Source organism: Azospirillum sp. VT-I1 (assembly GCF_055698305.1).
On record NZ_CP168804.1, the window covers coordinates 395,233 to 422,077 of the forward strand.

Sequence of the window (26,845 nt, forward strand, 5' to 3'; positions counted from 1 at the left end):
GCGCGCTTGCCGTCAGGGGCGTGCCGGCGGGTCGATGACGATGCGCACCGGTACGCCCTTGGCGGCGGGGGTCTCCGACGCCTCGTCGTGATACCAGAGCGGGATCAGCGGGTTCATCTCCGGGTAATAGCCGCCGATGCAGCCGCGCGGCAGGCGGAAGGGCGTGACCGTCAGCCCGTCGACCCGGCGGTCCACGCCGTCGCCGGCATCGCCGGCAAGCCCGACCACCTGACCCTCCCACAGCCCGGCGGCGGCGATGTCGGCCGGGTTCATCAGCAGAACGTCGCGCGTGCCCTCGATCCCGCGCAGCCGGTCGGAATAGCCGTAGATCGTCGTGTTGAACTGGTCGTTGGACCGCATGGAGATCAGCCGGAAGCGGCCTGGCGCATCGTCGAACCCGATGGCGCGCAGCTGTCCCGGCGGGGTGAAATGGGCCTTGCCCGACGGGGTCTTCCAGATGCGTTCGCGGGCGGGATTGCCGCGGTAGAAGCCGCCCGGCGTGAAGACCCGTTCGTTGAAACGGTGGAACTGGTCGGGATAGGTCTCCTCGATCAGGGCGCGGATGCGGCGGTAGTCGGCCACCCATTCGTCCCATTTGACCTTCGGGTTGGGCGGCAGGGTCGCCTTGGCCATGCCGGCGACGATGGCGACCTCCGATTTCAGATGCGGGCTGGCCGGCGTGTTGTTGCCGAGCGAGCCGTGGATGCAGCTCAGGCTGTCTTCCATCGTCACCGCCTGGGCGCCGCTTTCCTGCAGATCCTCTTCCGACCGGCCGAGGCAGGGCAGCAGGAAGGCGACCTCGCCGTTGATCAGGTGGCTGCGGTTCAGCTTGGTCGCGATCTGAACCGTCAGGCGCATGCGGGGCCATGCCGCCTCCATCCGGTCGCGCTCCGGGATGGCACGGACGAAGTTGCCGCCCAGCCCGATGAAGGCCCTCACCTCGCCCGACAGGATCTTCTCGCAGGCCTTGACGGTATTCAGCCCCTCCTTGCGCGGCGGCTCGAAGCCGAACTGGTCGGCCAGCCGGTCGAGCGGCACCAGCTCCGGCTTTTCGGAGATGCCGACGGTGCGCTGTCCCTGCACGTTCGAATGGCCGCGGACCGGCGAGACACCGGTGCCGTCGCGCCCGATGTTGCCCTTCAGCAGCCAGAGATTCACCAGGGCCGCCAGCGTCTCGGACCCGCGCACATGCTGGGTCAGGCCCATGCCGTACATGGCGATGGAGCGGTCGGCCTCGACGTAGATGTCGGCGGCCTGCTTCAGCTCCTCGCGGGTCAGGCCGGATTCCCGTTCGATCTCGTCCCAGCCGACGGCCTCCACCCGCGCCTTCATCTCCTCGAAGCCGACGGTGTGCTGGACGATGAAGTCGGGGTCGATGACATGCCGCTTCTGCCCGGACCAGCGCGCCTCCTCTGCCGCCAGCACATGCTTGATGAGGCCGGTGATCGCGGCGATGTCGCCGCCGGCCTTGACCTGGAAATAGAGCGTCGAGATCTGCGTGTCCTTGCCGGTCAGCATCTCCAGCGGGCTCTGCGGGTTGCGGAAGCTCTCCAGGCCCTTTTCGCGCACGGGGTTGAAGGTGACGATCCGCGCGCCGCGCTTCACCGCCTGCTGCAGCGGGTGGAGCAGGCGCGGGCTGTTGGAACCGGTGTTCTGCCCGAAGAAGAAGATGGCGTCGCAGCTGTCGAAATCGTCCAGCACGCAGGTGCCGACCGGCGATCCGATGACCTTCTTCAGCCCGACCGAGGTCGTCTCGTGACACATGTTGGAGCTGTCGGGCAGGTTGTTGTGCCCGTACAGCCGCGCGAACAGCGCGTAGAGGTAGGAGGTTTCCAGGCTGGCGCGGCCGGAGGCGTAGAAGACCGCCTGCTCCGGATCAATCGCCCGCAGTTCCGCACCGATGGCGGCAAAGGCCTCCTCCCAGCTGCAGGGCACATAGCGGTCGCCGGCGCGATCGTAGCGCATGGGGTGGGTCAGCCGCCCCTGCTGTTCCAGGTCGTAATCCTTCCAGCCCTTCAGTTCGCTGACGCTGTGCCGGGCGAAGAAGTCCGGCGTGCAGCGTCGGCTGGTCAGTTCCCAGATCGTCGCCTTGGCGCCGTTCTCGCAGAATTCGAAGGTGTGCGGCTTGGCCGGCTTTCCCCAGGCGCAGGACACGCACATGAAGCCGCCGGGCTTGTTCTGCCGGCGCAGCGTATCGAGCACGGCGGGTGTCGGCAGCTCGTCGCCCAGGATCCGGGCCATGGAGCCGACCGAGCCCCATCCGCCGGCGGGCTTGTCGTAATGCGGGGTGTTCTCGTCGTCCGACAGGCCGTCGATGCTCATGGCGCGGGTCTTTCAGCGATTGGTCTAAAGGTCAGGACGGGCTGATCTTTGGGAGCGGGGTGGCCGCCGTCTTCCTGGTAGGTCCAACCGGCCGGGCGGCGACAGGTTCCGCAGGACCGTCCGGCGGCGGAAGCGGCTGCTCTCCCTCCCGCCCACGCTACCGCAACGGCGTAAGTCCTCCGTTGAGCGGGGCCCGGGCGTAATGGAGCCGGGCCGGTCCTGTTGGCAGGAAGACAGGCCCCCGCGACGAGCCCAGCGCCGTGCGCGGAGCCGCCTGGGGGAAAACCCCCGGGACTGAATCCTCAGGTCAGTGGAGAACCATCCATGCCCAACGCCAAAGACAACCTGATCGCGTGGCTGCGCGATGCCCATGCCATGGAAAGCCAAGCGGTCGAGATGCTTGAGCGTCAGGTCGACCGCATCAAGAACTATCCGGAAATGCTGGCGAAGGCCCAGGAGCACATCGACGTCTCCAACCGTCAGGCGGAACGGCTGAGCCAGTGCCTGCAGTCGCTCGGCAGCAGCACCTCTTCGATCAAGACCGGCGTCGGCATGCTGATCGGCAATGCGCAGTCGCTGTCGGGCGTGTTCGCCGACGACGAGATCGTGAAGGCCGGGATCTTCAACTATGCCTTCGAGCATTTCGAGATCGCCAACTACCGCGCCCTGATCGCTGCCGCCAACCGCGCCGGCGAGACGGAGATCGCCCGCACGCTGCAGCAGAGCCTGGACGAGGAGATCGAGATGGCCTCGTGGCTGGAGCAGCGGCTGCCGCAGGTCACCGAAACCTTCCTGACGCGCCAGGAAGCCGGGGCGCCCGCCGAAGCGAAGCGCTGACCGGACAGGCACCCACCGACCGGACGCAGGGAGCCGGGCCATGCGGCCCGACTCCCTGCTTGCCGATTCCCGGATCAGTTCTTCTGCTGTTCGCTGGTCCGCCGGACCTCCGGCTTGGACAGCACGGTCCGCAACAGGTCGGCGTTCCTGCGGGCTTCCTGCATCTGCTGGTCCCAATTGGCGGCGAGATGGGTCTGGCCACGCTCCCTGGCGTGGCCGGCAAGCCGCCGGAACAGCTCCACGCGGTCCTCGTGGGTGCGCAGGGCGACCCAGAGAGCATTCTCCATCGCCTCTGCCTGCGCTTCCTGCATGCTTTCCGGGCTGTAGGCATGGCCGATATGGCAACGGAAGCGCAGGACCGCACCGTCACGGATCTCGGACAGGCCGCCGCCGCATTCGGGACAGGACAGGGTGGTCGGCTTGCCGACCGTCTGGGTATCGTCTGACATGGTGGTGAACTCCTGCTCGGCGATCCGCGCTTCCGTTGCGATATCGAGCGGGGTCGGCGGGCTTGGGGGAGCCGGCTCGGCGGAAAGCCGGGCGAGCAGGGCCGGCATCCTGTCCAGCGGCAGGATATGGTCGACCTCGCCGCGCTCGATGGCGCTCAGGGGCATGCCGGGCCATTCGGCCTCGGCAGGGTCCTGGGCGACGCCGACCCCACCGCAGCGGCGGATCGCCCGCAGCCCGGAGGCGCCGTCGTCCAGCGTGCCCGACAGCACGATGCCGATTACGCGGCTGCCGAAGGCCACGCCGGCGGAACGGAACAGCGGATCGACGGCGGGCCGGGTCCGGTTCTCACGCGGGCCGCGGCGGATCAGCACGCGGTCGCGGTGGACCAGCAGATGATGGTCGGGCGGCGCCACATGGATGTGGCCCGGCCGGATCGGCTCGCCGTCGCCGGGATGGAAGGCCGGAAGCCAGCCGACGCGGTCTAGCAGGAGCGGCATAGTGCTGCGCGCGGTCGGCGACACATGGACGACGACGAACACGGTCGGCGCAAACCCCTTAGGCATGCCGCCGAACAGCCGCCTGAGCGCCGCCAGCCCGCCGGCCGATGCGCCGATCGCAAGGATGTCGCATTTGTCCATCGAACTAGAACAATGCGCGATTTGCTGCGTTGCGCCGTGCGCATAATATTTCCGGGCATCCTCCCGACGATTCACGAACGGAGCCTAGGACCTCGCGCCGCTTGAGCGGAGTGGGTACAGGCGATTATGCTCGGCCCCACACGGTGGCAATGCAGAACGATGACGAAGAATACGGACGAGCCCGACGGCGATTTCAACGACCTGATCCGTCATATCCAGGAAAGCCGCGGGATCGACTTCCGCGGATACAAGCGCACCAGCCTGGAGCGGCGCATCCGTCGGCGGATGGAGGAGGTCGGCTGCGACAGCTTTGCGGCCTATCATGCGTTCCTCGAGGCCGATCCGCAGGAATTCATCGACCTGCTGAACACCGTGCTGATTAACGTCACCTCCTTCTTCCGCGACAGCGAGTCCTGGGACGTGCTGCGGCGCGACGTCGTTCCGCGCATTCTGGAGCGGAAGGGCGGCAACGCGCCAATCCGCGTCTGGAGCGTTGGCTGCGCCTCGGGCGAGGAGCCCTATTCGCTGGCGATGCTGTTCGCCGAGATACTGGGGACGGCGGAATTCTGCCGGCGGGTCAAGATCTACGCAACCGATCTGGACGACGCGGCCCTGAACACCGCCCGCCACGCCACCTATTCCGCGCGCGAGGTGGAGTCCGTGCCGCAGGCGCTGCTGGAGCGCTATTTCGAGCGGGCCAACGGTCATTACGTCTTCCAGCGCGAGCTTCGCAAATGCGTGATCTTCGGCCGCCACAATGTGGTCAGCGATGCGCCGATCTCCCGCATCGACCTGCTGATCTGCCGCAACCTGCTGATCTATCTGGAAGCCGACACGCAAGCCATCGTCTTGCCGCGCCTGCATTATGCCCTGGTCAATGACGGGTTCCTGTTCCTCGGCAAGGCCGAGACGCAGCTGGCGCGGTCGCGCATGTTCGAACCGGTCGATCTGAAGAGCCGCATCTTCATCAAGGTGCCGCAGGAATGGCGCCGCACCGCCGGCGGCAGCCTGGCGATGGCCAACGATGCCGGCAACCCGCGGACCAACCAGCATGCCCGCCTGCTGGAAAGCATCGTCGACAGCAGTTCGACAGGCTATCTGGCGGTGAATGCCGAAGGATCGCTGGTGTTCGCCAACACCCACGCCCGGCGCCTGTTCGAGGTCGAGGAAAGCGACATCGGCCGTCCGTTCCAGGATCTGAACATCTCCTACCGGCCGGCCGAACTGCGGAGCCGGATCGAAGAGGTGCGCAATTCCGGCCGCATGGTCCGCATCGAACACCAGTCCTTCACGCGGCCGGGGTCGGAACCGATGCGGCTGACCATCGAGGTGGCTCCGCTCTACAGCCGGGACGGCAAGCCCTTCGCCACGCTGCTCAGCTTCTTCGACACCAGTCGCATCTTCCTGCTTCAGCAGGAGATCGAGGCGGCGCAGGAAAGCCTCGAAACCACCATCGAGGAGCTTCAGTCCTCCAACGAGGAACTGGAGACGACCAACGAGGAACTCCAGTCCACCAACGAGGAGCTGGAGACGACCAACGAGGAACTCCAGTCCACCAACGAGGAACTGGAGACGATGAACGAGGAGCTGCGCTCCACCAACGAGGAGCTGGAGGTCACGAACGAGGAGATGCGGCGGCAGAGCGAGGAGGCCGCGGAATACCGGCGATACTCCGAATCGATCCTCCGCAGCATCGACGTCGGCATCATCGTTCTGGACGACAACCTGACCGTCCAATCCTGGAACCGCTGGAGCGAGAACATCTGGGGGCTGCGGAACGAGGAGGTGACTGGTGTGCCTTTCCTGGACCTCGACTTCGGCCTGCCGGTCCAGTCGCTGCGCCGGTCGCTTCAGGACATCCTGAAAACCCAGACCCCCGCCGAACCGGTGGAGATCGAGGCGATGGACCGGCGGGGACGCCGGATCAACTGCCGCATCCGCCTTTCCCCGCTGCTCTACGACAACCGCCTTGCCCGCGGTGCCGTCCTGATCATCGAGGACGTGACGGAGCGCGTGCGGGCAGACGCCTTCGCCGGCTATCTCGGCCGCATCGTCGGGGAATCGCTGAACGAGGTCTATTTCCTCGACCCCGTCACCTTCACCTTCCATCTGGTCAACAAGGGTGCGGAGGAAAAGCTGGGCTACTCGCTGGACGCCTTGCGCCAGATCGCCCTGCACGACCTGATGCCGGATCTGGATGCGATCGCCTTCACCAGACTGGTCGCTCCGCTGCTGCTGGGCGAGAAGGCGGAGATCGTTCTTGAGACGACGATCGAGCGCAGCGACGGCTCGGCACGCCCGGTCGAACTCTGCGTGCAGTATTTCGGCGAGGAGCAACCGCCGATCCTGGTGGTGCTCGCCCATGACGTGACGGAGCGGCAGCGCATCGGCCTGGACGGCAAAAGGGCCGACGCGACGTATGGTTGACCGGAAGGGTAGGTACTGAACGGCCGGGCAGTCTGGTCCCTGTCTAACAGTCATCCAGTCCTGGCCGTCGGTATTATTATCGGAACTTTGGTGGATGCAAATCGTTCAGACAATCGAATATCTGTTGGCGTAAACTGACCGCTTGATGCACCGTAGTTAGCCATTAGGTTGGAAGGAACATGGTGCCATGTCGGACACGCATGGTTTGAAGGCTGGCCGTGCCGCCAAGGCAAGGCCGTTGATCGTGCAGCCGCTTTGGGACCGGTTGGACCATGCGGTGATCGTGACCGACTGCAACCTTGCGGCCCCCGGCCCCACCATCCGTTACGTGAACCGCGCCTTTACCCGTCTCACCGGATACCGGGCGGACGAGGTGATCGGGCGGTCGCCCCGCATGCTGCAATGCGCCCGAAGCGACCGGGCGGTGATAGCGACCATCAGGCGCGACCTGCATGAAAGCGAGTTCTCCCGCGCCACGCTGGTCAACCGCCGCAAGGACGGCACCGAATATCTGTGCAGCCTCGTCATCACACCGCTGATCGGACCGACGGGCGAGACCGAGCATTTCATCTGCGTCGCGGACGACCTGAAGGAGGACCGTTCGGAATCGGCGTTCCAGCGTGTCTCGGCCGAACTGGAGCAGGCGCTGACGCTGGTCGAGGATTTGGAAAGGCGCCAGACCGAGGCGAACGACCTGATCGCGCGCCAGCAAAGCGATCTGGCGGCGCTGGCGGAACGGTACCGCGCCACATCCACCCAACTGGAGGAGGTGCAGGAGCGTCTGGCCCTGCGCGAGAGCGCGCTGGAACGCTCCAGCCTGGAGGCCCACCGGTCGGACAGCGAGCTGCACGCCTCGATGGAGGAACTGCGCGCGATGGACGAGGAACTGCGCGTCGCGCTGGAGCAGATGGAGGTGGCCAACGCACATCTCGCCCGCTCCAACGAGGAATTGCGCCGTCTTCAGGCCGCCGACGCCGACAAGCTTCAGCTGCTCGCCTCGGCCAGCCACGACCTGCGCCAGCCGGTGATGTCGATGGGCCTGTTCCTGGACGTGCTGCGCAGCCGCCTGGGCGAGGCCGAGCGTCCCCTGATCGGCGCGGGCTCATGGCCGCGCACGTCTCGATCCGCACCCTGCTGGAGGGCATGCTGGACACGGCGAGGCTCGATGCCGGCGCCCTGGACCCGATGATCGAGCCGGTTCAGATGCCGGTCCTGCTGGAGGTCATCCACGGCGAATTCTTGCTCCAGGCTGAAATGCGCGGGCTGCGGTTCCGCGTGATCCCCTGCGGCGAGACCGTGCTTAGCGACTCCCAGCTTCTGGAGCGGATCCTGCGGAACCTCGTTGCCAATGCTCTGAAGTACACCACCGGCGGCGGAATCCTGCTGGGCTGCCGCCGTCGCACCGATGCCGACGGCGAAAAACACCTGTGCATCGAGGTGTGGGACACCGGCCCCGGCATCGCCGAAAACAACCTGAGGACGATTTTCGAGGAGTTCCGCCAACTCGACAACCGCGACCGCGATCAGACGCGCGGTGTCGGGCTAGGGCTTGCGATCGTGTCGCGGCTGGCCAGACGCCTGAACCATCAGATCGCCGTGCGCTCTTGGCCCGGGCGGGGGTCCGTCTTTTCGGTGACGGTCCCGCTTGCGCCAAAGCCCAGTACCGGACAGGGAAGGGCAGGCGCCGCGCCCGCCGGCTGAGACGGCGGCGGGCGGGACCGGCCCCTCACCTTCGGCCCCTCACCTTCGTTTTGCGCAGGAACTATCCCCATGCACCTTTAGGTTCACGGAAGGGATGGTTCAACCTGCCCCTCTGTTGGCACTAAGGTTGCGATGCTGCCCCGTTCTTCGAAGGGTGTCGGTATTTTGGATCAATGAAAGGGAACAAACGTGGATCATCATGCTCAGCATGTCCATGGCTCCGCGGAGCTGGAACCGGTTTCCGACCGCCGGGGCCCGTCCGACGATCCCTTCAAGTTCCTGATCGTCGACGACCATGCCCTGGTCCGCTACGGATTGTCGCTGGCCCTGAAGCAGCGCTACGAGGGCGCCGTGATCGTGGAGGCAGGATCGCTGGCCGAGGCAATGCGCAAGGCCCGGTCGGAAAGCGACCTCACCGCCATTCTCTACGACCTGCAGATGGGCGACAGCGACGAGCATTGCGGTCTGGCGGACATGCTGGAAGCGGCGGGCGACGTGCCGCTGATCGTCGTGTCCGGGGCGACCGACGGCAACGTCATCGCGTCCTGCATCCGGGCCGGCGCCCGCGGCTTCGTCCATAAGGGTTGCGAAGGGGTGGTTCTGGATCAGGCGCTTCCCATCGTGCTGGAAGGCGGCATTTTCGCCCCGGCGCCGCCGGCCGCGCGCGACGGCCGACCGGTGCGCATCGCCATGACGGCCGCCGTGCCGGCGAAGTCGGACCTCGACGCCGTCAACGGCCTGACCGACCGCCAGCGCGAGGTGCTGCGGCTGCTTCTGGAAGGCCAGTCGAACAAGGAGATCGCCCGCGCCCTGGGAGTTCTGGAAGGCACGATCAAAGTGCATCTGCGTACGGTGATGCAGCGTCTGGGCGTGCGCAACCGCACCCAGCTGGCGCTCGCCACCATGCGTGCGGGGATCAAGCTGCAGTCCTGATCCCAACCGCGGTCCACCGACGCCGTCCCTATGCCGCAGTCGGGCCGATCCCGCGCTGCTGGGCGGCGTCCAGCAGGCTTATCAGTTCGCCCGACACCCACCAGCGGCATTTGCGCCGCTCTTCCGTCGCGACCGTGACCACACGTTCGATCAGCCGGCTTTCCCCGGCATTGAGTTCGCGGCCGTCGCGCAGCGCCCGCTCGACGATGGCCAGCAGAGTCTTGTCGATGGCGGTGACCTCGATCGGGTAGCCGGTCTCCTCCGCCAATTCGCACAGGTCGGCCATGGCGGACAGCGCGTCGTCCCGGCCATAGCTGCCGATCTGGCGGAACAGGCCGGCCAGATGGTCGCCGATGGCGGTCAGCCAGGGGTTGGTGGAGGCGGCGATGCCGCGGCGGCGCAGCCGGTGGTTGAAGCCGTTGATGAAGCGCACCGGCTCGATCAGCGGCCGGGCCGAGGAGCTGGCGTTCAGGGTCAGCAGGCGATGGCTCAGCACCGGCACCACTTCCCCCTCCACCAGCCCGGTGACGCGGCCGACGGCGGCGGACACCGCGGCCCAATTCCGGCCGCCGCGCTCCACCCCGAAGCCCTGCAGCGCGTCGTACCAGCGGAAGGCGCGTTCCTGCAGCCGGTCCACCGTCTCGCCGGCGGTCAGCTGCGGCGGGGCGGGGCGGCCGAGATAAAGGTCCTCCAGCTTCTGGCGCAGGCATTGCCAGGCGAACTGGACATGGCCCACCGCCGCCTCCGTCAGGGGCGAGTTCGGGAACAGGCCGTAGAGCGCCAGCGTCTGATCGGGATCGCGCGATCCGTTCACCAGCGACAGGGCGAAGAACAGGGCGCCGTCCGGCGTTCCGGCCTGCTGCGCCATCTCCGACACACTGTGCAGGATGCCGATGGTGTCGCGCGGGCGCACCGCGCCGCGCCAGGCCGGGGCATGGTCCAGCATCCCGTCCAGCATGGCGAGATCGCCCATCGACAGCGGCGCCACGCTGGTCAGGCCGCGCTTGCGCAGCAGGGTGATCCGTTCGGCGTTGGCGGTCGCCAGCAGCGTGCCGGCCCCGCCGCGCTGGCGCAGGACCGCCAGCGACCGGACGCGAAGCTCCTCCGCCCAATCGGCCGCGGCGGGGGAGGCGAGGACGGCGTCGAGCGGATGCTCGCTGGCCCTCACGGCGATGTCGGATTGCACTCGGCCGGCCAGTTCGCGCAGGTGCGGCAGCAGGGCGAACCACCAGGCGCTGGCATCGACCACATGCATGCAGCCGGGCGGCCGCGTTTCCGCCAGCATCAGCGCATCGGTGCGCAGCATCACCGGGTCGAACCAGCCGGTCCAGATGCGGCGGGCATGTTCGGTGCGCGGGCCGTTCAGCATGGCGACGATCAGGCGCCCGACCTCCACCGTCATCTGGTCGTCTTCCAGATGACCGGCCTGCACCAGTTCGAACAGCTTGGACTTCTGCGCGCGGTCGAGCGGAGCCAGGATCGCCTTGACCTTGTCGAGGCTGACCGCCGCCGGATCGGGTTCGGCAGCGTGGAGCGGGACGGTCTGAAGGGAGGCGCTGCGGTTGGGGCGGCCGGCCATGGCATTCACGGGCGCTGCTGAATCGACGTAATTTTAGGTACAAGCATTTAATATTGCCACTGATATGTAGTGACATATTCTGTCGAGCTGTGTCGCGTCGTCGCAGGGCGGGGCGGGGGCAGCTACCGTTGGGGGACCCCGGCCGCTGCGGAGGATATTGAAACGAGTTGTATCAAATGCTGCCTAAATTTATTTCATTTAAGCGCTAAATCGCTCCTTCCCGCCCAGCGGTTGCGGGGCCATTATCAGGACAGGCAACGCGTCCAGTATGAAGGCGGCCCCATGGTCCCGCAACAGATCGCCGACACCACCCTCAGGTTGTTTCCCGTCATGAGCCACGCCGACACCAGCAAGGCCCAGCAGGCCGTGGATGACGTCGTCGCCCGTCTGGCCGGCGCCGGCCTGTCGGATGCCGACCGCGCCGAAGCCTGCGAGGCGGTGCTGAAGCATCTGATGGGATACCTGATCGAGCGGGAGGGCTGGGTGGCGGAAGAGTTCACCGCCCTGGCCCATTCGCTGGGCGCCTACTGAGCACCGGCCGGTTGCGGGCATCCTCCGGCGCGGGCAAACTCCGCCCGGCACCATCGCCGGCGGGGAGTGGAACAGCGTGGCACAGAAGGTCATCGGCCTCATCGGAGGCATGAGCTGGGAAAGCTCGGCCGAATATTACCGCATCGTCAACGAGCGGGTGCGCGACCGGATGGGCGGTCTGCATTCGGCGCGCTGCCTGATGTGGTCCTTCGACTTCGCCGAGATCGAGGCGCTCCAGCATGCCGGCCGCTGGGACGACGCGACGGCCCTGATGATCGACGCCGCCCGGCGCCTGGAACGCGGAGGGGCCGACTTTGTCGTCATCTGCACCAACACCATGCACCGCATGGCCGATCAGGTGCAGGCGGCCATCGGCCTTCCCCTGCTGCACATCGCCGATCCCACGGCGGAGCGCATCCGCGCCGCCGGCCTGCGGCGCGTCGGCTTGCTGGGCACCGCGTTCACCATGGAACAGGACTTCTACAAGGGCCGGCTCGTGCGGAAGCATGGGCTGGAGGTTCTGGTCCCCGACGACGCGGACCGCGCCACCGTCCACCGGGTGATCTACGACGAGCTGGTGCAGGGCCGTGTCGAGGAGGCGTCCAGGCAGGCGTACCGCGGCGTCATCGCGCGCCTTGTCGAGCGGGGGGCGGAGGCGGTGATCCTCGGCTGCACGGAGATCATGCTGCTGGTCGGCCCGGAGGACAGCCCGGTGCCGCTCTACGACACTACGGCGATCCATGCGGAAGCCGCGGTGGAACTGGCTCTTTCCATCCCGTAGACCCAGCCTCCACCGCTCTCCCCGGCGCTTATCCGTTGGACTGGCCCACGCCGGCAAGGTCGGGGTGGATGCCCAGGACTTCCGCGGCCATCCTGGCGACGTTGCTGTCGACCGGGGGCGGGGCGATGTTGACACCCTCCTTCAAGGCGGCGGTGACCGTCTCCAGCACCTTGATGCGGGCGTACCATTTGGAGTTCGCCTCCACCGCATGCCAGGGCGCGTGGGGAGTGGAGGTTTTGTCGAACATCGCCTCCGCCGCCTTCACGTAGTCGTCCCATTTGGCGCGGTTGCGGAGATCCTCCTCCGTCAGCTTCCAGCGCTTGTAGGGGTTCTTCATCCGCTCGCGGAAGCGCTCCAGCTGCTCTTCCGGGGTGATGTGCAGGAACAGCTTGACGATGCGCACGCCGTCGTCGGTCAGCAGCCGTTCGAACTCGTTGATCTCATCATAGGCACGGTGCCACTGGTCCTTGCTGGCGAATTTCTCCACCCGCTCCACCAGGACGCGGCCGTACCAGGACCGGTCGAAGATGGCGAAGGTGCCGGCGCCCGGCAGCTTGGTCCAGAAGCGGTAGAGGTAGTGCTTGCTCTGCTCGTCCGCCGTCGGGGCGGAGATCGGCCAGACATGGAAGCCGCGGGGGTCGAGCGGCTCGGTCATGCGGCGAATTGCCCCGCCCTTGCCGGCGGCATCCCAGCCTTCGAACACCACGATGGCCCGGCGCTTTTCATGCCAGTAGGTCTGCTGGATGTGCAGCAGCTCCTTCTGCAGCTTGCCGAGTCGGCGGTCGTATTCCTCGGCGCTGTCGTAGCGCGCCTTGTTCTGGTCCAGTTTACCGAGGCGGATCTTCGCGACCTTGCCGGGCTTCTCGGCCATGCGGGGCATCCTGTTCTGGAAGGTTTGGTTGGTGTGTCGCGCGCGGCGGGCGGAACCTTCACCGCCCCGCCGGGTTGACCGGCGGGGGCATGTGCCGGCCGTGGCGCCGGTCCGGGTGCCTCCGCTGGGGAGAGGAGCACACCCCGTACGGTTGATCCCACAACGGGACCGGCGGGCTGTCAACGGAGAAGCAGGCCAAGTAAGGGGGTTCCATGAGCATCGCCGGACCGCGCATCTACAACCTGTTTCCGACCCTGGCGGGTCCCGTGCGCGATTGGGCCGGGCACCTGCCGCGGATCCAAGGGATGGGATTCGACTGGATCTTCCTGAACCCGATCCACCAGCCCGGATTCTCCGGCAGCCTTTACGCGGTGAAGGACCCCTACCGGCTGCACGATGCGCTCCGCGGCGGGTCGCATGAAAGCGACGATGAACTGCTGCGCCGCTTCACGGCGGAGGCCGGGGCGCATGGACAGTCGGTGATGATGGATTTCGTCATCAACCACACCTCCCGCGATGCGCTGCTGGTCGACCGCCATCCCGACTGGTACAAGCGCGGCGCTGACGGCGACCTGCACCGTCCGGGTGCCGTCGATCCCAACAACACGGCGCATGTCACGGTGTGGGGCGACCTCGCCTCGCTGGAATATGACCGGGCAGATTCGCGCGCCGGGCTGGTCGGCTACTGGTCCGACTATCTGCGCCATTACATCGGGCTGGGCGTGAAGGGCTTCCGCTGCGACGCCGCCTATCAGGTTCCGGCGGAGGTGTGGAAGAGCCTGATCGACGCCGCCCACGCCGTGAATCCGGAGGTGAAGTTCTTCGCCGAGACGCTGGGCTGCACGGTGGAGCAGGTGCGCGAGCTGTGCGGCGCCGGCTTCGACTTCCTGTTCAACAGCGCCAAATGGTGGGACTTCAAGGCCGACTGGCTGCTGGACCAGTATGAGGAGTTCCGCTGGATCGCTCCGTCCATCGCCTTCCCGGAAAGCCACGACACCGACCGCCTTGCGGCGGAGGTCGGCAGCCAGGACGCGGTGCGGCTGGCCGCCCAGATGAAGATGCATTACCTGTTCGCCGCCAGCTTCTCCACCGGCGTGATGATGCCGGTCGGCTTCGAATACGGCTTCACCCGCAAGCTGGACGTGGTGCGCACCAGCCCCGCCGACTGGGAACAGCCGAAGCTGGACCTGACCGGCTTCATCGGTGCCGTCAACGCCATGAAGGCGGCCACCCCGGCCTTGAACGTGGAAGGGCCGCAGCGCCGCGTGACCTCGCCCCACAGCCCGGTTCTGGGGCTGATCCGGCAGGTGGACGGAGCCGCGCTCGACCAGCCGGACGGCTGCGCCATCCTGGTGCTGAACCCGGACGAGAACCGGCCGCATACGCTGGACGTCGGCCCCATCCTGGCCGCCACCGGCGGCACCTATGAGGCGTTCGAGGACGTGACTCCGGAAGCCGAGCCGCTGCCGATGGAGCCGGGTGCGCCGATGACGCTGCGCCCGATGGAACTGCGCGTCTTCCGCGCCCGGGCCGCCCGCAGCCATGCGATCGAACTCCACGACGTGGAGGAGCGGGAATGGATGGATTCCATCGCCGCCGGCCGCATGACCATCGAGAATGTCTATCCGGAACTCGACGGCGGCCGCTTTGCCATCAAGCGCGCGGTCGGCGACGTGATGGAGGTGTGGGCCGACATCTACACCGACGGCACCTTCGTGCTTGCCGCGTCGGTCATGTACAAGGCGGACGGCGACGACGCGTGGAGCGAGGCGCCGATGCGCTTCCACGAGAACGACCGCTGGGTCGGCCGCGTGCCGCTGACCCGCAACGCCCGCTACACCTACAGCATCGAGGCGTGGCGCGACGTCTGGGAGAGCTGGCGCGCCGACTTCAAGAAGAAGGTCGATGCCGGAATGGTCGTCGACCTGGAGCTGGTGGAGGGCCGCCGCTTCGTCGAGCAGGCGCTGGACCTGAACCATGGTGACGGGCGTGCCGCGCTGGAGGCCGTCATCGAGCGGATGCAGGCGCTGGCCGGCCGCGAGGCCATCGATTACGCCCTGTCGGACGAACCGCGCCGCGTCATGGCGCTGTATGGGGAGCGGCAGTACAAGTCTCGCTATGTGCGCGAGCTGGAAGTCTATGTCGACCGCACCGCCGGCGCCTATTCGGCATGGTTCGAGATCTTCCCGCGTTCCGCTTCGCCCGATCCGTCGCGGCCGGGCAATTTCGACGACGTGGTGAACCTGCTGCCCATGGTGCGCGACATGGGCTTCGACGTGCTGTATTTTCCGCCGATCCACCCCATCGGCCGCGCCTTCCGCAAGGGCAAGAACAACACGCTGAACCCCGGCCCCGACGATCCCGGCGTGCCCTACGCCATCGGCGCGGAGGAGGGCGGGCACGACGCCATCGACCCCATGATCGGCGATTTCGACAGCTTCCGCCGGCTGGTGCGCGAGGCCAAGCGGCACGGCATCGAGATCGCGCTGGATTTCGCGGTCCAGTGCTCCCCCGACCATCCCTGGGTGAAGGAGCATCCGCACTGGTTCTACTGGCGGCCCGACGGCACCATCCGCTACGCCGAGAATCCGCCGAAGAAGTACCAGGACATCGTCAATGTCAGCTTCTACCGCCAGTCCTATCCGGACCTGTGGTACGCGCTGCGCGATGTGGTGCTGATGTGGTGCAAGGAGGGTGTCCGCATCTTCCGCGTCGACAACCCGCACACCAAGCCCTTCCCCTTCTGGGAATGGATGATCCGCGAGGTGCAGGACCGCTATCCCGACGCCCTGTTCCTGGCCGAAGCCTTCACCCGGCCCAAGTTGATGAAGCGGCTGGCCAAGGTCGGCTTCACCCAGTCCTACAGCTACTTCACCTGGCGCAACACCAAGGCCGAGCTGACCGAGTATCTGACGGAGCTGACGCAGAGTGAATCGAAGGAGTACATGCGCCCCAACTTCTTCGCCAACACCCCCGACATCCTGCCGAAGATCCTGACCCAGGGCGGCCGGCCGGCGCACATGATGCGGGCGGTGCTGGCGGCGACGCTGGCCGGCGTCTACGGCCTCTATGGTCCCTACCTGCTGTGCGAGGCGGAAGCCTATCCCGGCAAGGAGGAGTACAATCATTCAGAGAAGTACGAGGTTCGCCACTGGGATTGGAACCAGCCCGGCAACATCCGCGACTACGTCACCGCCATCAACCGCATCCGCCGCGAGAACCCGGCGCTGCAGCAGTTCACCAACCTGCGCTTCTACAACGCCTTCGACGACAACATCCTGCTCTACGGCAAGATGACGGCGGCCAAGGACAACGTCATCCTGATCGCGGTGAACCTCGACCCCCACAACGGCCATGGCGGGACCATCGAGGTGCCGCTGTGGGAACTGGGCCTGCCCGACGGCGCCCATGTCCAGGTGGAGGACCTGTTCAGCGGCCACCGCTTCACCTGGATCGGCAAGTTCCAGCATGTCTGGCTGGATCCCCACCGCAACCCCGCGGCGATCTGGCGGATCGTACCGCCGGGGGTGTGAGGGTTGTGGGGCGGTTTGCCCCCACCCTAACCCTCCCCCGCTGGGCGGGGGAGGGGATAAGTACTCGATTGAAAAAGTAGCGGCAGTCCCTCCCCGCCCAGCGGGGGAGGATAGGTGGGGGTCTAACTCCACCATAAAAAGCAGGCACAAAAAAGCGGCCCCGCAGGGCCGCTTTTATCAATTCGCTCCACGCACCGATCAGCGGCGGCGGATCATCGTCACGCCGCCGACGGTCTTGTCGAGGAAGGCGATCATCGTGTCCGGCTTGTGGCCGACGGAGGAGGCGGCGAAGGCCATCCACCAGCGGGCCATGGGGGTCGTCCAACCGTAACGGTCGGCGATGTCCTGAACATCCAGGGTAGAGGTCATGGTCGTCTGGGCAATCGTCGCGGTGCCGCCGGTGCGAAGGGCACCGGACGGGGTAACCTGGGATTCGACGCTGTGCATGGTTCCTCCCAACGGGGACATTCGGTGTCCGCCTGTGCGGTACCTTATCCTTCAACCGCCGAAAGGGGCAGAGGTGCTTTGGTCCTAACGGGTACTACACCTTTGGCTGCAGCGACCGTTGGCACATCTGCGTCCTTCGAGTAGGCGTGCCCGATAATATTAGCATTCCCAATGCCCTGACCAGGGGCCTGCGGCGAAATAATCGCGGATGACAATCCGGCAGGCCGTATCGCTTGCGGCGGCCTATGTCACCATGTCGCAGCTTTGTCCCCGTCCTCGCCCTTTCCGCCCTTCACTTGGCGGCGAGCAGAGCCCGCGGCGCGCGGTCGGCGCCGCTCGCCAGCGGCGTCTTCGGGTTGCCGATCCAGGCGACGATGTCGTTCACCACCAGCCCGCCCTTCAGGTCGCGCAGAAGCATGTGATAGCCGTCGGGATAGACCGCGACGACATGCCGGCCGCCGGCCTCGAAGTCCTTCAGCGCGCGTTCCACCGGCCGCGGCGGCAACACCTCCTCATGCGCGCCGTAGAGCACCAGGGATGGCGTCTGCAACTGCTGGCAGGCGTCGAGCGCCGCACCCATCAGGTCGGTCAGCCCCTCCAGCGCATCGACGCGGGAGCCCTTGATGACCAGCGGATCGCGGCCCAGCGCCCGCAGCATCTCGATGTTGTCGGACGGCTTGATGTTCATGTCGCGCGGCGGATGCACCACCATGCCCGGCACAAGATTGTAGGTGATCCACAAGGCGGCGCGCGGGAAGAAGCCCATGGCCTGCCGGCCCCAGACGGCGGGAGCCACCAGGATGGTGCCGTCGACCTTCGGCGGGTTGGGTCCGGTCATCGCGGTCAGCACCACCGCACCGCCCATGCTTTCGCCCATCAGGTAGACCGGCAAGCCGGGATGGCGCCTGCGCACCATCTCCACCGCCGTGCCGGCGTCGCTGACCAGGGTCGGCGTGCCGGCCCACACGCCGCGGTCGCGGGTGGCGCCGAAGCCGCGCTGGTCGTAGGCGTAGGTGGCGATGCCGGCGGCGGCGAACTCGCGGCCGGCCCCGTCGAAGGCGTTGGAATAGTCGTTGTAGCCGTGCAGGGCCACCACGGCGGCCCGCACCTTGCCATCCGCCGGAAGCCAGGAGCGCATCGGCAGCTCGAAGCCGTCGGCGGCGATCAGCACCTTGTCGTTCAACTGCGGCTGGACGACGGCCGCTCCCATCGGCTGGAAATCCGCGGCACAGCCGCCAAGCAGAAGTCCCAACCCCAGAACAGCCGCCAATCCGCTATGCCGCATGGATTACCCCTGTTTCGCCGTGCGCACCGCCCGTCAGTTGGAGGAATATATCCTCCAGATCCGATTCCTCGGTCGTGACATCGATGATCCCGATGCCGGATGCCGCCAGCGCCGACAGGATGGCACCCGCGCGCTGGCGGCTGGGCTGGTAGCGGACGACCATCCGCCGCGGCTCCGGAAGCTCCACCGTATAGCCTTCCAGCGAGGCGGGGGCTGCGGACAGGTCGCGCTCCAGCGTCAGGCACAGCGCCTTGTTGTCCACCCGGCGCAACAGCGTGGTCTTCGGTTCGCACGCCACCACCTGCCCATGGTTGATGATGGCGATGGTGTCGCACAGCTCCTCCGCCTCCTGCAGGTAGTGGGTGGTCAGCAGGACGGTCGTGCCGGACTTGTTCAGCGTGCGCACATAGTCCCAGAGCTGGCGGCGCAGCTCCACGTCGACGCCGGCCGTCGGCTCGTCCAGGATCAGCACCGGCGGGGTGTGCACCATCGCCTTCGCCACCATCAGCCGGCGCTTCATGCCGCCGGACAGGGAGCGGGCGTGGGCGTCCGCCTTGTCGGCCAGCCCGACGGCGTCCAGCAGTTCCTCCGTCCGGCGCTCCTTCTTCGGCACGCCGTAGAGGCCGGCCTGCAGCTCCAGCATCTCGCGCGGGGTGAAGAAGGGGTCCATGTTCAGTTCCTGCGGCACCACGCCGATGGAGGCGCGGGCGCGGCGCGGCTGCTCCGACACCTCGTGACCCCAGATTCTGGCGGTGCCGCCGGTCTTGTTCACCAGGCCGGCGAGAATGTTGATCATCGTCGACTTGCCGGCGCCGTTGGGGCCGAGCAGCCCGAACAGCGACCCGCGGGGAATGGCGAGGTCGATGCCCTTCAGCGCATGCTTCGGCCCCGCCTTTCCGGTCGGCTGGTAGATCTTGGTCAGGCCGCGCAGCTCCACCGCGTTGGCCGGGAGCGAGACGGGGGTGGGGGTATCGGTGGGCGCAGCCATTGATCCTGAACCATGATGATTGCGGTTGGTGAAAAAGCCCGGCGATCCGGCGGTTTCCCCCGTTGATCCGCGGCGCGCGATGGGTATCATCCGGCCCGCGCGCGCGGAACCCTGAACGGGGGCCCGGACAGCGGGCGTGTCCACGATGGCGTGAACCGGCGCGCCTGTCAAAACAGAGGATGACTGCCATGCAGCCGACCGAGACGATCCTTGTTGAAACCTCGACCGTCGGGTGCGACGGCGGCGGCGGCGCGCTGGGCCATCCGCTGGTCTATCTGACGCTGGATCGCGAGGGGAAGGTGGAATGCCCCTACTGCTCGCGCATCTACAAGCTGAAGGAAGGTGCCAAGGTCGCCCACGGTCATTGATCGAGGACCATTGAGCCGGGTCCACTGATCGGGTCCACCGATCCCCCCGGCCGTTGGCCAACCTTCGGCCGCGCCGCCCCGCTTCACGGGCGGCCCGGCCGGCGGGGCCGCTGTCTCCGCTCGGCGCCACGGCAGCTCCCCTGATGTCCGGGACCGTAACTGCTCAAGCACTGTGCAGCGGTGAGTAAAAATCGACCATTCGTCTAAGAATGACTTTGAGCGGCCGTCCGGGAGGCATCATCCCCTGCCACTTGCCAAGTCTTTCAGATTTTCAATACAACCCGATTAAACATTCCTTCTTTTTCAAAGGCTTGCCACTTGGTGCCGACGCTGTCCGCGCTCATGGGACAGGATGGGTTACCTTTTTGTTATATTTTCCCTTCGTACTATGCCACAGTATCGGCGATGACGCTTGACGGGCGTCGTCGGGCCGGCGTCTACTTTGCCGCATTGCGGAAAGGTGGAGATTCCACAATCGTTGTTTGAGTTGTACGCTTATGTTGTTTCCAGGCGGTTCGGGATTGGCGTCGGATGAGGCGCGGGCAATGAGTCACGAGACGGAAGAGCAGTACCGCAGCATCTTCGAAAATGCCGTCGAGGGCATTTACCAGACCACCGTCGATGGGCGTTACCTTCGGGTCAATCCGGCGCTTGCCGACATCTACGGCTACGCCTCGCCGGACGACCTGATCGCCAACCTCACCGACATCGCCTGCCAGCTCTACGTCGATCCCGGAAAGCGGGAGGCGTTCGCCGACCTGATGGCCCGCCAGGACCGCGTCCACAGTTTCGAGGCGCGCGTCTTCCGCCGCGACGGCTCCATCATCTGGATTTCGGAGAGCGCGCGCTGCGTGCGCGATACCGCCGGCCGCATCCGCTATTACGAAGGCACCGTCCAGGACATCACCGAGCGCAAGCAGCACGAGGAGAAGATCCGGCTGCTCGCCACCGTGTTCGACAGCGTCGCCGACGGCATTCTGATCGTCGATCCCGAACTGACCGTCCAGGCGATCAACCCGGCTTACGAGATCATGACCGGCTTTCAGCGGGAGGAGCTGCTGCGCCGCCCGCTGGTCCTCTTCGCCCCCGGCTCGCACGAGCGCGACTTCATCGACGCCATCTGGACCACCGCGCGCCAGTCCGGCCGCTGGCAGGGGGAGGTCACCAGCTTCCGCCATTCCGGCGACGCCTTCGCCGCCGCGCTGTCGGTGACGTCGGTCCGCGCGCCCAACGGCGTGCTGGAGCATTACGTCCTCACCATCGCCGACATCAGCCAGCGCAAGTCGCAGGAACACCAGATCCGCTATCAGGCCAGCTTCGACCGGCTGACCGACCTGCCCAACCGCTGGCTGGTCTGCGAAAGGCTGGAGGAGGCGATCGTCCGCGCCCAGCGCAGCAAGAGCAAGGTCGCCGTCGCCTTCCTCGACCTCAACCGTTTCAAGCAGGTCAACGACACGCTGGGCCACCATGCCGGCGACGAGCTGCTGAAGCTGGTGGCGCGGCGCCTGCGCAACTGCACCCGCATGACCGACACCGTCGGCCGGCTGGGCGGGGACGAGTTCCTGATCGTCGCGCCCGACGCAGCCGACCGTTCCGCCGGCGCGCGGCTGGTGGAAAAGGTGCTCTATTCGATGGACGAGCCCTTCGCCGTCCACAATCAGGAGCTTTTCTGCGGCGCGTCCATCGGCATCGCCTTCTACCCCGACGACGGCGAAACGGCGGACCAGCTTCTGCGCAACGCCGATCTGGCCATGTACCATGCCAAGCGCAACCCGGAGCACAAATACGTCTTCTACGACGGCGGGATGCGCGAGCGGTCGGGCTTCACCCTGGGGCTGGAGAGCGACCTGCGCCGGGCCACCGGCGGCGGCGAGTTCGAACTGCATTTCCAGCCCAAGATCGACCTTGCCGGTAACCGCACCATCGGGGCGGAGGCGCTGATCCGCTGGCGCCATCCGATCCGCGGCATGGTCAGCCCGGCGGAGTTCATCCCGCTGGCGGAGGAAACCGGCCTGATCTGGGAGATCGGCGCCTGGACGCTGATCGAATCCTGCCGCCGGCTGGCCGACTGGATCCGGCGTGACCTGCCGATTCCGTCCGTTTCGGTCAACCTGTCGCCGCGCCAGTTCCAGGACGCCCGCCTCGTCGGCTTCGTCCGCAGCGTGGTGGAGTCGGCCGGCATCCCGCCCGGCCGGCTGGAGCTGGAACTGACCGAAGGCGCCATGATCGGCGACATCGAGAAGGCGGTCACCATCCTGAACGGGCTGAAGGACATCGGCGTCCGCCTGTCCATCGACGATTTCGGCACCGGCTATTCCTCGCTGGCCTATCTGAAGCGCTTCCCCATCGACACGCTGAAGATCGACCGCAGCTTCGTCCGCGACATCGTCAAGTCCACCACCGATCCGGCCATCGTCGGCACCATCGTGAATCTCGCCGAAAGCCTGGGCTTCGACACCATCGCCGAGGGGGTGGAAACGCAGGAGCAGGCCGACATGCTGCGCCAGCAGCGCTGCACCCGGATCCAGGGCTTCCTCATCAGCCGGCCGCTGCCGGTCGACCAGTTCGAGGTCTTCCTCGGCAACAGCGTGGTTCCGGCCTGAGGGGCACTGCGGTCGGTTCCGAACGCCGCAACCGATCCGCGCTACCGGCGACGGTGTTCGCGAAATTTCGATAGTGGTAGGGTTTCCTTTACGTTTAGGGTGCGAACCTTAAGTAGACACATTATTTCGCCCCGCCGAGACGATGTGTCGGAAACCGCCTGTCCCACAGCGATCCCTGTCGAGGCCCCATGACATCGGACGTCGCACGCTTCCTCGGCTTCGCGTTCGCCAACGCGGATGTGCTGATCGAGGTGGATGCGCGCGGGACCATCGGATTTGCGGCCGGTGCCTTGCAGAATCTCCTGGGCACCACCGATGCCGACCTGATCGGCCAGCCCATCGACCGGGTGGTGGCGGCCGGCGACCGCGGGCTGGTGCGGCGCCTGCTGCGCACCGCCGCCTCCAACCGCCGGCTGGAGGCGCGGGCCGTGGCGCTTGCCGGCGGGGTGCAGGCCAACCTGTCCGGCTACCGGCTCGGCCGTTCCCCCAACGTGCAGCTCACCCTGACCCGGACGGAGGCCGCCGGCAGTGCTCCCCAGCCGGCCCGCGATGCGGAGACCGGGCTTCTCGACCCCGACGCCTTCCAGGCGCAGCTGGGCGAGCGGTTCGGCGTCCATGTCGGCAATTCCCCGCCCAAGCTGACGCTGATCAAGATCGCCGATTTCGGTGAGGTGAAATCGCGCCTGGGACCGGAACTGACCCTGCGCCTGCTGGGGGAGGTGGGGGCGCTGCTGCGCGTCCATGCTGCCGACGACACGCTGGCGACACGGCTGGGGGAGGACCGATTCGGCCTCGTCCATGGCAGCGACGTGTCGCCCGGGGCGCTCGCCAGCGAAATCGCGGTGACCGGCGCCGGCCTGTCGCCGGACGGCCGGCCGCTGGAGGCGGAGAACCTGACGCTCGACATGGCGGCGCCCGGCCTCAGCCGCGAGGATGCCGGGCGCGTGCTGATGTTCACGGTGAAGAGCTTCGCCGAAGACACCAGCGGCTTCGACATCGCCACCATGCACGATGCGGTGAAGCTGCTGGTCGACCAGACGGTGACGCGGGTGACCGGACTGCGCTCCACCCTGACCGACGACCGGCTGAAGCTGCAGTTCCAGCCCATCGTCTCGCTCGCCACCCGCGGGCTGCACCATTACGAGGCGCTGGCCCGCTTCCCCAACGGCGCCCCCGGCCCGACCATCGCCTTCGCCGAACAGGTGGGCATGGTCCATGACGTCGATTTGCTGGTCTGCGAGAAGGCGCTGGAGGTTCTGGCCGCCGATCCCGGCCTGCAGGTCGCCGTCAACATGTCGGCGGCCTCGCTGGGCAGCGATATCTTCGTCGTCGCCTTCCAGCAACTGGTCGCCCGCAACCCGTCGCTGCGCTCCCGCCTGCTGGTGGAGGTGACGGAATCGACCGGCCTCACCGACCTGCCGCGCGCCGCCCGCATCCTGGAGGAGCTGCGCCGCGCCGGACACCGCATCTGCCTGGACGATTTCGGCGCCGGGGCCGCGTCCTTCCCCTACATCCAGGCGCTGCCGGTCGATTTCGTGAAGATCGACGGAAGCTACGTCAAGCGGCTGGGCGGCAGCCCGCGCGACGACGCCATCCTGCGCGCCATGGTCGGCCTGTGCCGGGAGGTCCGCGTGCAGGTGATCGCCGAGATGGTGGAAACTCCCGATCAGGCGGCGCAGCTGAATGCCTGGGGCTTCGAACTGGCCCAGGGCTATCACTTCGGCCGGCCGGCCGACCGCCCGGTCTACCAGCCGCCCGGACTGTTCACGCCGCCCCGGCCGCGGCCGGGCCTTGCCGACGGCTGGGCCTGACCGCTTCGACCAAGGTCGTAGAACGAAATCTTTTTCGCAGACGGTGGAATGAAAGCGGGAGGCTTCGCGTTCATCCGATCAAAGGGGAACAACCGCTTCCCGACACCAGGAGGACGCCGGAATGACTGGCCGCTTTGGGTTTGGATTGAAAGCCGTGGTTCTGGGCGCGCTGGTCGCCGGATCGATGCTGGGCGTGACCGTCACCCAGGCGGAGGCGCATGACGGCTGGCGCGGGCGCGGCGATCACGGCCGCGAATGGTACGGTCCCGGCCGCGGCGGCCCCGACTGGCGCCGCTGGGATCGCCCCCGCCATCACCACCATCATTGGCGTGACCGCGGCGTCTATTACGCCCCGCCGCCGGTCATCTACGCCCCGCCCCCGCCGCCGCGGGTGATCTACGCGCCGCCGCCGCCGGTCATCTATGCGCCGGCCCCGGTCGCCCCCGGCTTCGGCTTCAGCGTCAACATCCGCTGATCCGGCGGCCTAATCCCGCCGCCGGATCCCACCCGCGAAAAAGGACGGCTTCCGGCCGGGCGCTTGCCGCATTATGGTGCGCCCGGTTCGGACAGCCGCCCCGCCGGGGCGCAGCAGCCAGGGAGACGGCCTTTGCGGGTTCTTAGTGTGTGTGCCGCGGTGGCGGGCAGCCTTCTGATCGCCACCTCCGCCGGCGCGGCGGAGCCCCGCCTGATGGCGGCGCTCGGCAACACGATTCTGACGCTGACCGACATCGGGCCGAAGCACACCCAGGTGTCGGTCAACGACAAGCCGGTCTTCGACGACAAGGAAAGCGACATGCTGTCCTTCGTCGGCGCCTATTCCCTGAAGGATCGCTGGATCGCCCTGTTCCAGGCCGACACCGGCACCAAGGACTGCCCGACCCGCTTCCGCATCCTGGAGGTCGGCGGGCCGCAGCCGGTGGTCTCCTATCCCTTCGGCTCCTGCAGCGACGCCGCCCAGGTCACCATCGACAACGACATGCTGACCGTTTCCATGCCGCAGCCGGCCGGTGGCGGCGAAGCCGCCTGGACCTACCGCAACGGCAAGATCGGCCGCAGCAAGTAGGTGGCCGGCAGGGAGGCCGGCAGGGCTGCGGATCCGGTGTGGCTGGGCGTCGCCGCCCGTCGATTGACGGGCGGGGGCGCAGCTTTTAAGGTCCGGACCTCCGCACATTCCCGTTCCGGGACAGGAAGTCCGCCATGACGATCAGCCGGCCCAGCCGCCGCCCCAACAATCCGCTCTTCTCCTCGGGCCCCTGCGCGAAGCGGCCGGGCTGGTCGCTCGACGCGCTGGACGGCGCGCTGCTCGGCCGCTCCCACCGCTCCAAGCCGGGCAAGGCCAAGCTGAAGGAGGTCATCGACCTCACCCGCGCGGTCCTGAACATCCCCGGCGACTACCGCATCGGCATCGTCCCGGCCTCCGACACGGGGGCGGTGGAAATGGCGCTGTGGTCGCTGCTCGGCCCGCGCGGCGTCGACATGCTGGCCTGGGAGAGCTTCGGCAAGGAGTGGGTGACCGACGTCGCCAAGCAGCTGAAGCTGCCGGACGTCCGCAACCTGATCGCCCCCTATGGCGAGCTGCCGGACCTGTCGTCGGTCGATTTCAGCCGCGACGTGGTCTTCACCTGGAACGGCACCACCGCCGGCGTCCGCGTGCCGGACGGCGAGTGGATCCCCGATGACCGCCAAGGGCTGACCATCTGCGACGCCACCTCCTCGGCCTTCGCCATGGCGATGCCCTGGAACAAGCTCGACGTCGCCACCTGGTCCTGGCAGAAGGTGCTGGGCGGCGAGGCGGCGCACGGCATGCTGGTGCTGAGCCCGCGCGCGGTGGAGCGCCTGGAGAGCTTCCAGCCCGACCGGCCGCTGCCCAAGATCTTCCGCCTGACCAAGAACGGCAAGCTGATCGAAGGCATCTTCGAAGGCGACACCATCAACACCCCGTCGATGCTCTGCGTCGAGGACGCCATCGACAGCCTGCGCTGGGCCCTCTCGGTGGGCGGCCTGACCCAGCTGATCCGCCGGTCGGAGCAGAATCTGCGCATCGTCGCGGAATGGGCGGAGGCCAGCAGCTGGGCCGGCTTCCTCGCCAAGGAGCCGGCGACCCGCTCCTGCACCTCCATCTGCCTGCGCTTCACCGATCCGGAGGTGACCGCCCTGCCGGAGGACGCCCAGGCCGCCTTCTCCAAGAAGCTGACCGCGCTCCTGGAGAAGGAGGAGGCTGCCTTCGACGCCGGCTCCTACCGCGATGCGCCTCCGGGCCTGCGTCTGTGGGGCGGGGCCACGGTGGAGAATGACGATATGGAGGCGGTGCTGCCCTGGCTCGACTGGGCCTTCGCCACCGTCAAGGCGGAGATGCTCGGCCCCAAGCAGGGCTGACGCTGCCGAAAGCGCAAGCCGGGCCATAGTCCACAGGCCCGTCCGACCCGGTCGAAAGGCCCTGCCGTGGCGTAAATGCCACAGCGGGGCCTTTTGCATTGGTGAATTTTGTGCTGTGCAGCAAAGGCTCCGGCAAGGAACCATTCGTACACAGCAGCATTTCTGCACCAGTGTGTCCGGCCCGACGCGGGAATCCGGCTGGCAAGCTTGACCATGGTTATCCACAGAACCGTGGACAAGCTGGTGGATAACCCTGTTGAACCATCGGTCGCGCCTATCCGGAAACCGTCATGGCGGAAGCCGGGCCGATTCGCCTGCCGGGTCGCCGAACGGGCGGCGCGGATCCCCGGTTGAGGCGTTACCC

The 26,845-nt window shown here is 67.0% G+C and carries 21 protein-coding genes; 14 read left to right on the top strand and 7 right to left on the bottom strand.

Going from position 1 to position 26,845, the window contains the following annotated elements:
- Positions 1 to 12: 12 nt before the first annotated feature.
- Positions 13 to 2,322 (bottom strand): FdhF/YdeP family oxidoreductase, encoded by a 2,310-nt coding sequence (locus tag AB8P05_RS24090; protein WP_472760722.1) that lies wholly within the window; start codon positions 2,320 to 2,322, stop codon positions 13 to 15.
- Positions 2,323 to 2,646: 324 nt separating this feature from the next.
- Between AB8P05_RS24090 and AB8P05_RS24095 the strand changes: the two genes are divergently transcribed.
- The gene (locus AB8P05_RS24095) at positions 2,647 to 3,159 is read left to right on the top strand and encodes a ferritin-like domain-containing protein (RefSeq protein ID WP_455174850.1); all 513 of its coding nucleotides are present in this window, start codon (positions 2,647 to 2,649) and stop codon (positions 3,157 to 3,159) included.
- Positions 3,160 to 3,233: 74 nt separating this feature from the next.
- Here AB8P05_RS24095 and AB8P05_RS24100 read toward each other — a convergent pair whose 3' ends face one another.
- Positions 3,234 to 4,247 (bottom strand): chemotaxis protein CheB, encoded by a 1,014-nt coding sequence (locus AB8P05_RS24100; RefSeq protein WP_472760723.1) that lies wholly within the window; start codon positions 4,245 to 4,247, stop codon positions 3,234 to 3,236.
- 159 nt (positions 4,248 to 4,406) lie between these two features.
- On the opposite strand from AB8P05_RS24100, the gene AB8P05_RS24105 reads away from it, so the two are divergent.
- From AB8P05_RS24105 to AB8P05_RS24120, 4 genes are all read left to right on the top strand, one after another.
- Positions 4,407 to 6,674 (top strand): CheR family methyltransferase, encoded by a 2,268-nt coding sequence (locus AB8P05_RS24105; RefSeq protein WP_472760724.1) that lies wholly within the window; start codon positions 4,407 to 4,409, stop codon positions 6,672 to 6,674.
- A 187-nt stretch (positions 6,675 to 6,861) separates the two neighbouring features.
- A complete protein-coding gene (locus AB8P05_RS24110) occupies positions 6,862 to 7,863 on the top strand; it encodes a PAS domain S-box protein (protein WP_472760725.1) in 1,002 nt (333 codons plus the stop codon).
- Positions 7,779 to 8,375, top strand: a complete 597-nt coding sequence (locus tag AB8P05_RS24115) for a sensor histidine kinase (protein WP_472760726.1) — start codon at positions 7,779 to 7,781, stop codon at positions 8,373 to 8,375. The genes AB8P05_RS24110 and AB8P05_RS24115 overlap by 85 nt, the downstream gene beginning before the upstream one ends.
- Before the next feature lie 189 nt (positions 8,376 to 8,564).
- Positions 8,565 to 9,308, top strand: coding sequence for a LuxR C-terminal-related transcriptional regulator (locus AB8P05_RS24120; RefSeq protein WP_455174854.1), 744 nt, complete (start codon positions 8,565 to 8,567; stop codon positions 9,306 to 9,308).
- Positions 9,309 to 9,336: 28 nt separating this feature from the next.
- Here the strand turns inward: AB8P05_RS24120 and AB8P05_RS24125 are convergent, their stop codons facing one another.
- Positions 9,337 to 10,887 carry a hypothetical protein gene (locus AB8P05_RS24125; RefSeq protein ID WP_472760727.1) on the bottom strand — a complete coding sequence of 517 codons (1,551 nt, stop codon included), beginning with the start codon at positions 10,885 to 10,887 and terminating at the stop codon, positions 9,337 to 9,339.
- A 282-nt stretch (positions 10,888 to 11,169) separates the two neighbouring features.
- On the opposite strand from AB8P05_RS24125, the gene AB8P05_RS24130 reads away from it, so the two are divergent.
- Together AB8P05_RS24130 and AB8P05_RS24135 are read left to right on the top strand one after the other, a co-directional pair.
- Positions 11,170 to 11,418, top strand: coding sequence for a hypothetical protein (locus AB8P05_RS24130; RefSeq protein WP_455174856.1), 249 nt, complete (start codon positions 11,170 to 11,172; stop codon positions 11,416 to 11,418).
- Between the two features lie 109 nt (positions 11,419 to 11,527).
- Positions 11,528 to 12,199: an aspartate/glutamate racemase family protein gene (locus AB8P05_RS24135; RefSeq protein WP_472761179.1), complete on the top strand. Its 672-nt coding sequence runs from the start codon at positions 11,528 to 11,530 to the stop codon at positions 12,197 to 12,199.
- Positions 12,200 to 12,227: 28 nt separating this feature from the next.
- On the opposite strand, the gene AB8P05_RS24140 is transcribed toward AB8P05_RS24135, so the two are convergent.
- Positions 12,228 to 13,070 carry a polyphosphate kinase 2 family protein gene (locus AB8P05_RS24140; RefSeq protein ID WP_472760728.1) on the bottom strand — a complete coding sequence of 281 codons (843 nt, stop codon included), beginning with the start codon at positions 13,068 to 13,070 and terminating at the stop codon, positions 12,228 to 12,230.
- A 212-nt stretch (positions 13,071 to 13,282) separates the two neighbouring features.
- Here AB8P05_RS24140 and AB8P05_RS24145 point away from each other — a divergent pair, with 212 nt between their 5' ends.
- Entirely contained in the window at positions 13,283 to 16,603 is a 3,321-nt protein-coding gene (locus tag AB8P05_RS24145; protein WP_472760729.1) for a maltotransferase domain-containing protein, read from the top strand.
- 198 nt (positions 16,604 to 16,801) lie between these two features.
- Here the strand turns inward: AB8P05_RS24145 and AB8P05_RS24150 are convergent, their stop codons facing one another.
- From AB8P05_RS24150 to AB8P05_RS24160, 3 genes are all read right to left on the bottom strand, one after another.
- The gene (locus tag AB8P05_RS24150) at positions 16,802 to 17,050 is read right to left on the bottom strand and encodes a hypothetical protein (RefSeq protein ID WP_455174859.1); all 249 of its coding nucleotides are present in this window, start codon (positions 17,048 to 17,050) and stop codon (positions 16,802 to 16,804) included.
- 292 nt (positions 17,051 to 17,342) lie between these two features.
- Positions 17,343 to 18,260 (bottom strand): alpha/beta hydrolase, encoded by a 918-nt coding sequence (locus AB8P05_RS24155; protein ID WP_472760730.1) that lies wholly within the window; start codon positions 18,258 to 18,260, stop codon positions 17,343 to 17,345.
- Positions 18,261 to 18,324: 64 nt separating this feature from the next.
- Positions 18,325 to 19,323 (bottom strand): ABC transporter ATP-binding protein, encoded by a 999-nt coding sequence (locus AB8P05_RS24160; protein WP_472760731.1) that lies wholly within the window; start codon positions 19,321 to 19,323, stop codon positions 18,325 to 18,327.
- 179 nt (positions 19,324 to 19,502) lie between these two features.
- Between AB8P05_RS24160 and AB8P05_RS24165 the strand changes: the two genes are divergently transcribed.
- From AB8P05_RS24165 to AB8P05_RS24190, 6 genes are all read left to right on the top strand, one after another.
- Positions 19,503 to 19,691, top strand: coding sequence for a zinc-finger domain-containing protein (locus AB8P05_RS24165; RefSeq protein WP_455174862.1), 189 nt, complete (start codon positions 19,503 to 19,505; stop codon positions 19,689 to 19,691).
- 545 nt (positions 19,692 to 20,236) lie between these two features.
- Entirely contained in the window at positions 20,237 to 22,294 is a 2,058-nt protein-coding gene (locus AB8P05_RS24170) for a sensor domain-containing protein (protein ID WP_455174863.1), read from the top strand.
- 188 nt (positions 22,295 to 22,482) lie between these two features.
- Positions 22,483 to 24,105 (top strand): EAL domain-containing protein, encoded by a 1,623-nt coding sequence (locus tag AB8P05_RS24175; protein ID WP_472760732.1) that lies wholly within the window; start codon positions 22,483 to 22,485, stop codon positions 24,103 to 24,105.
- Positions 24,106 to 24,226: 121 nt separating this feature from the next.
- Positions 24,227 to 24,580, top strand: a complete 354-nt coding sequence (locus AB8P05_RS24180; protein WP_472760733.1) for a hypothetical protein — start codon at positions 24,227 to 24,229, stop codon at positions 24,578 to 24,580.
- Between the two features lie 159 nt (positions 24,581 to 24,739).
- The gene (locus AB8P05_RS24185; protein ID WP_472760734.1) at positions 24,740 to 25,168 is read left to right on the top strand and encodes a hypothetical protein; all 429 of its coding nucleotides are present in this window, start codon (positions 24,740 to 24,742) and stop codon (positions 25,166 to 25,168) included.
- 134 nt (positions 25,169 to 25,302) lie between these two features.
- Positions 25,303 to 26,481, top strand: coding sequence for a phosphoserine transaminase (locus AB8P05_RS24190; protein WP_472760735.1), 1,179 nt, complete (start codon positions 25,303 to 25,305; stop codon positions 26,479 to 26,481).
- The last annotated feature ends 364 nt before the right edge of the window (positions 26,482 to 26,845 follow it).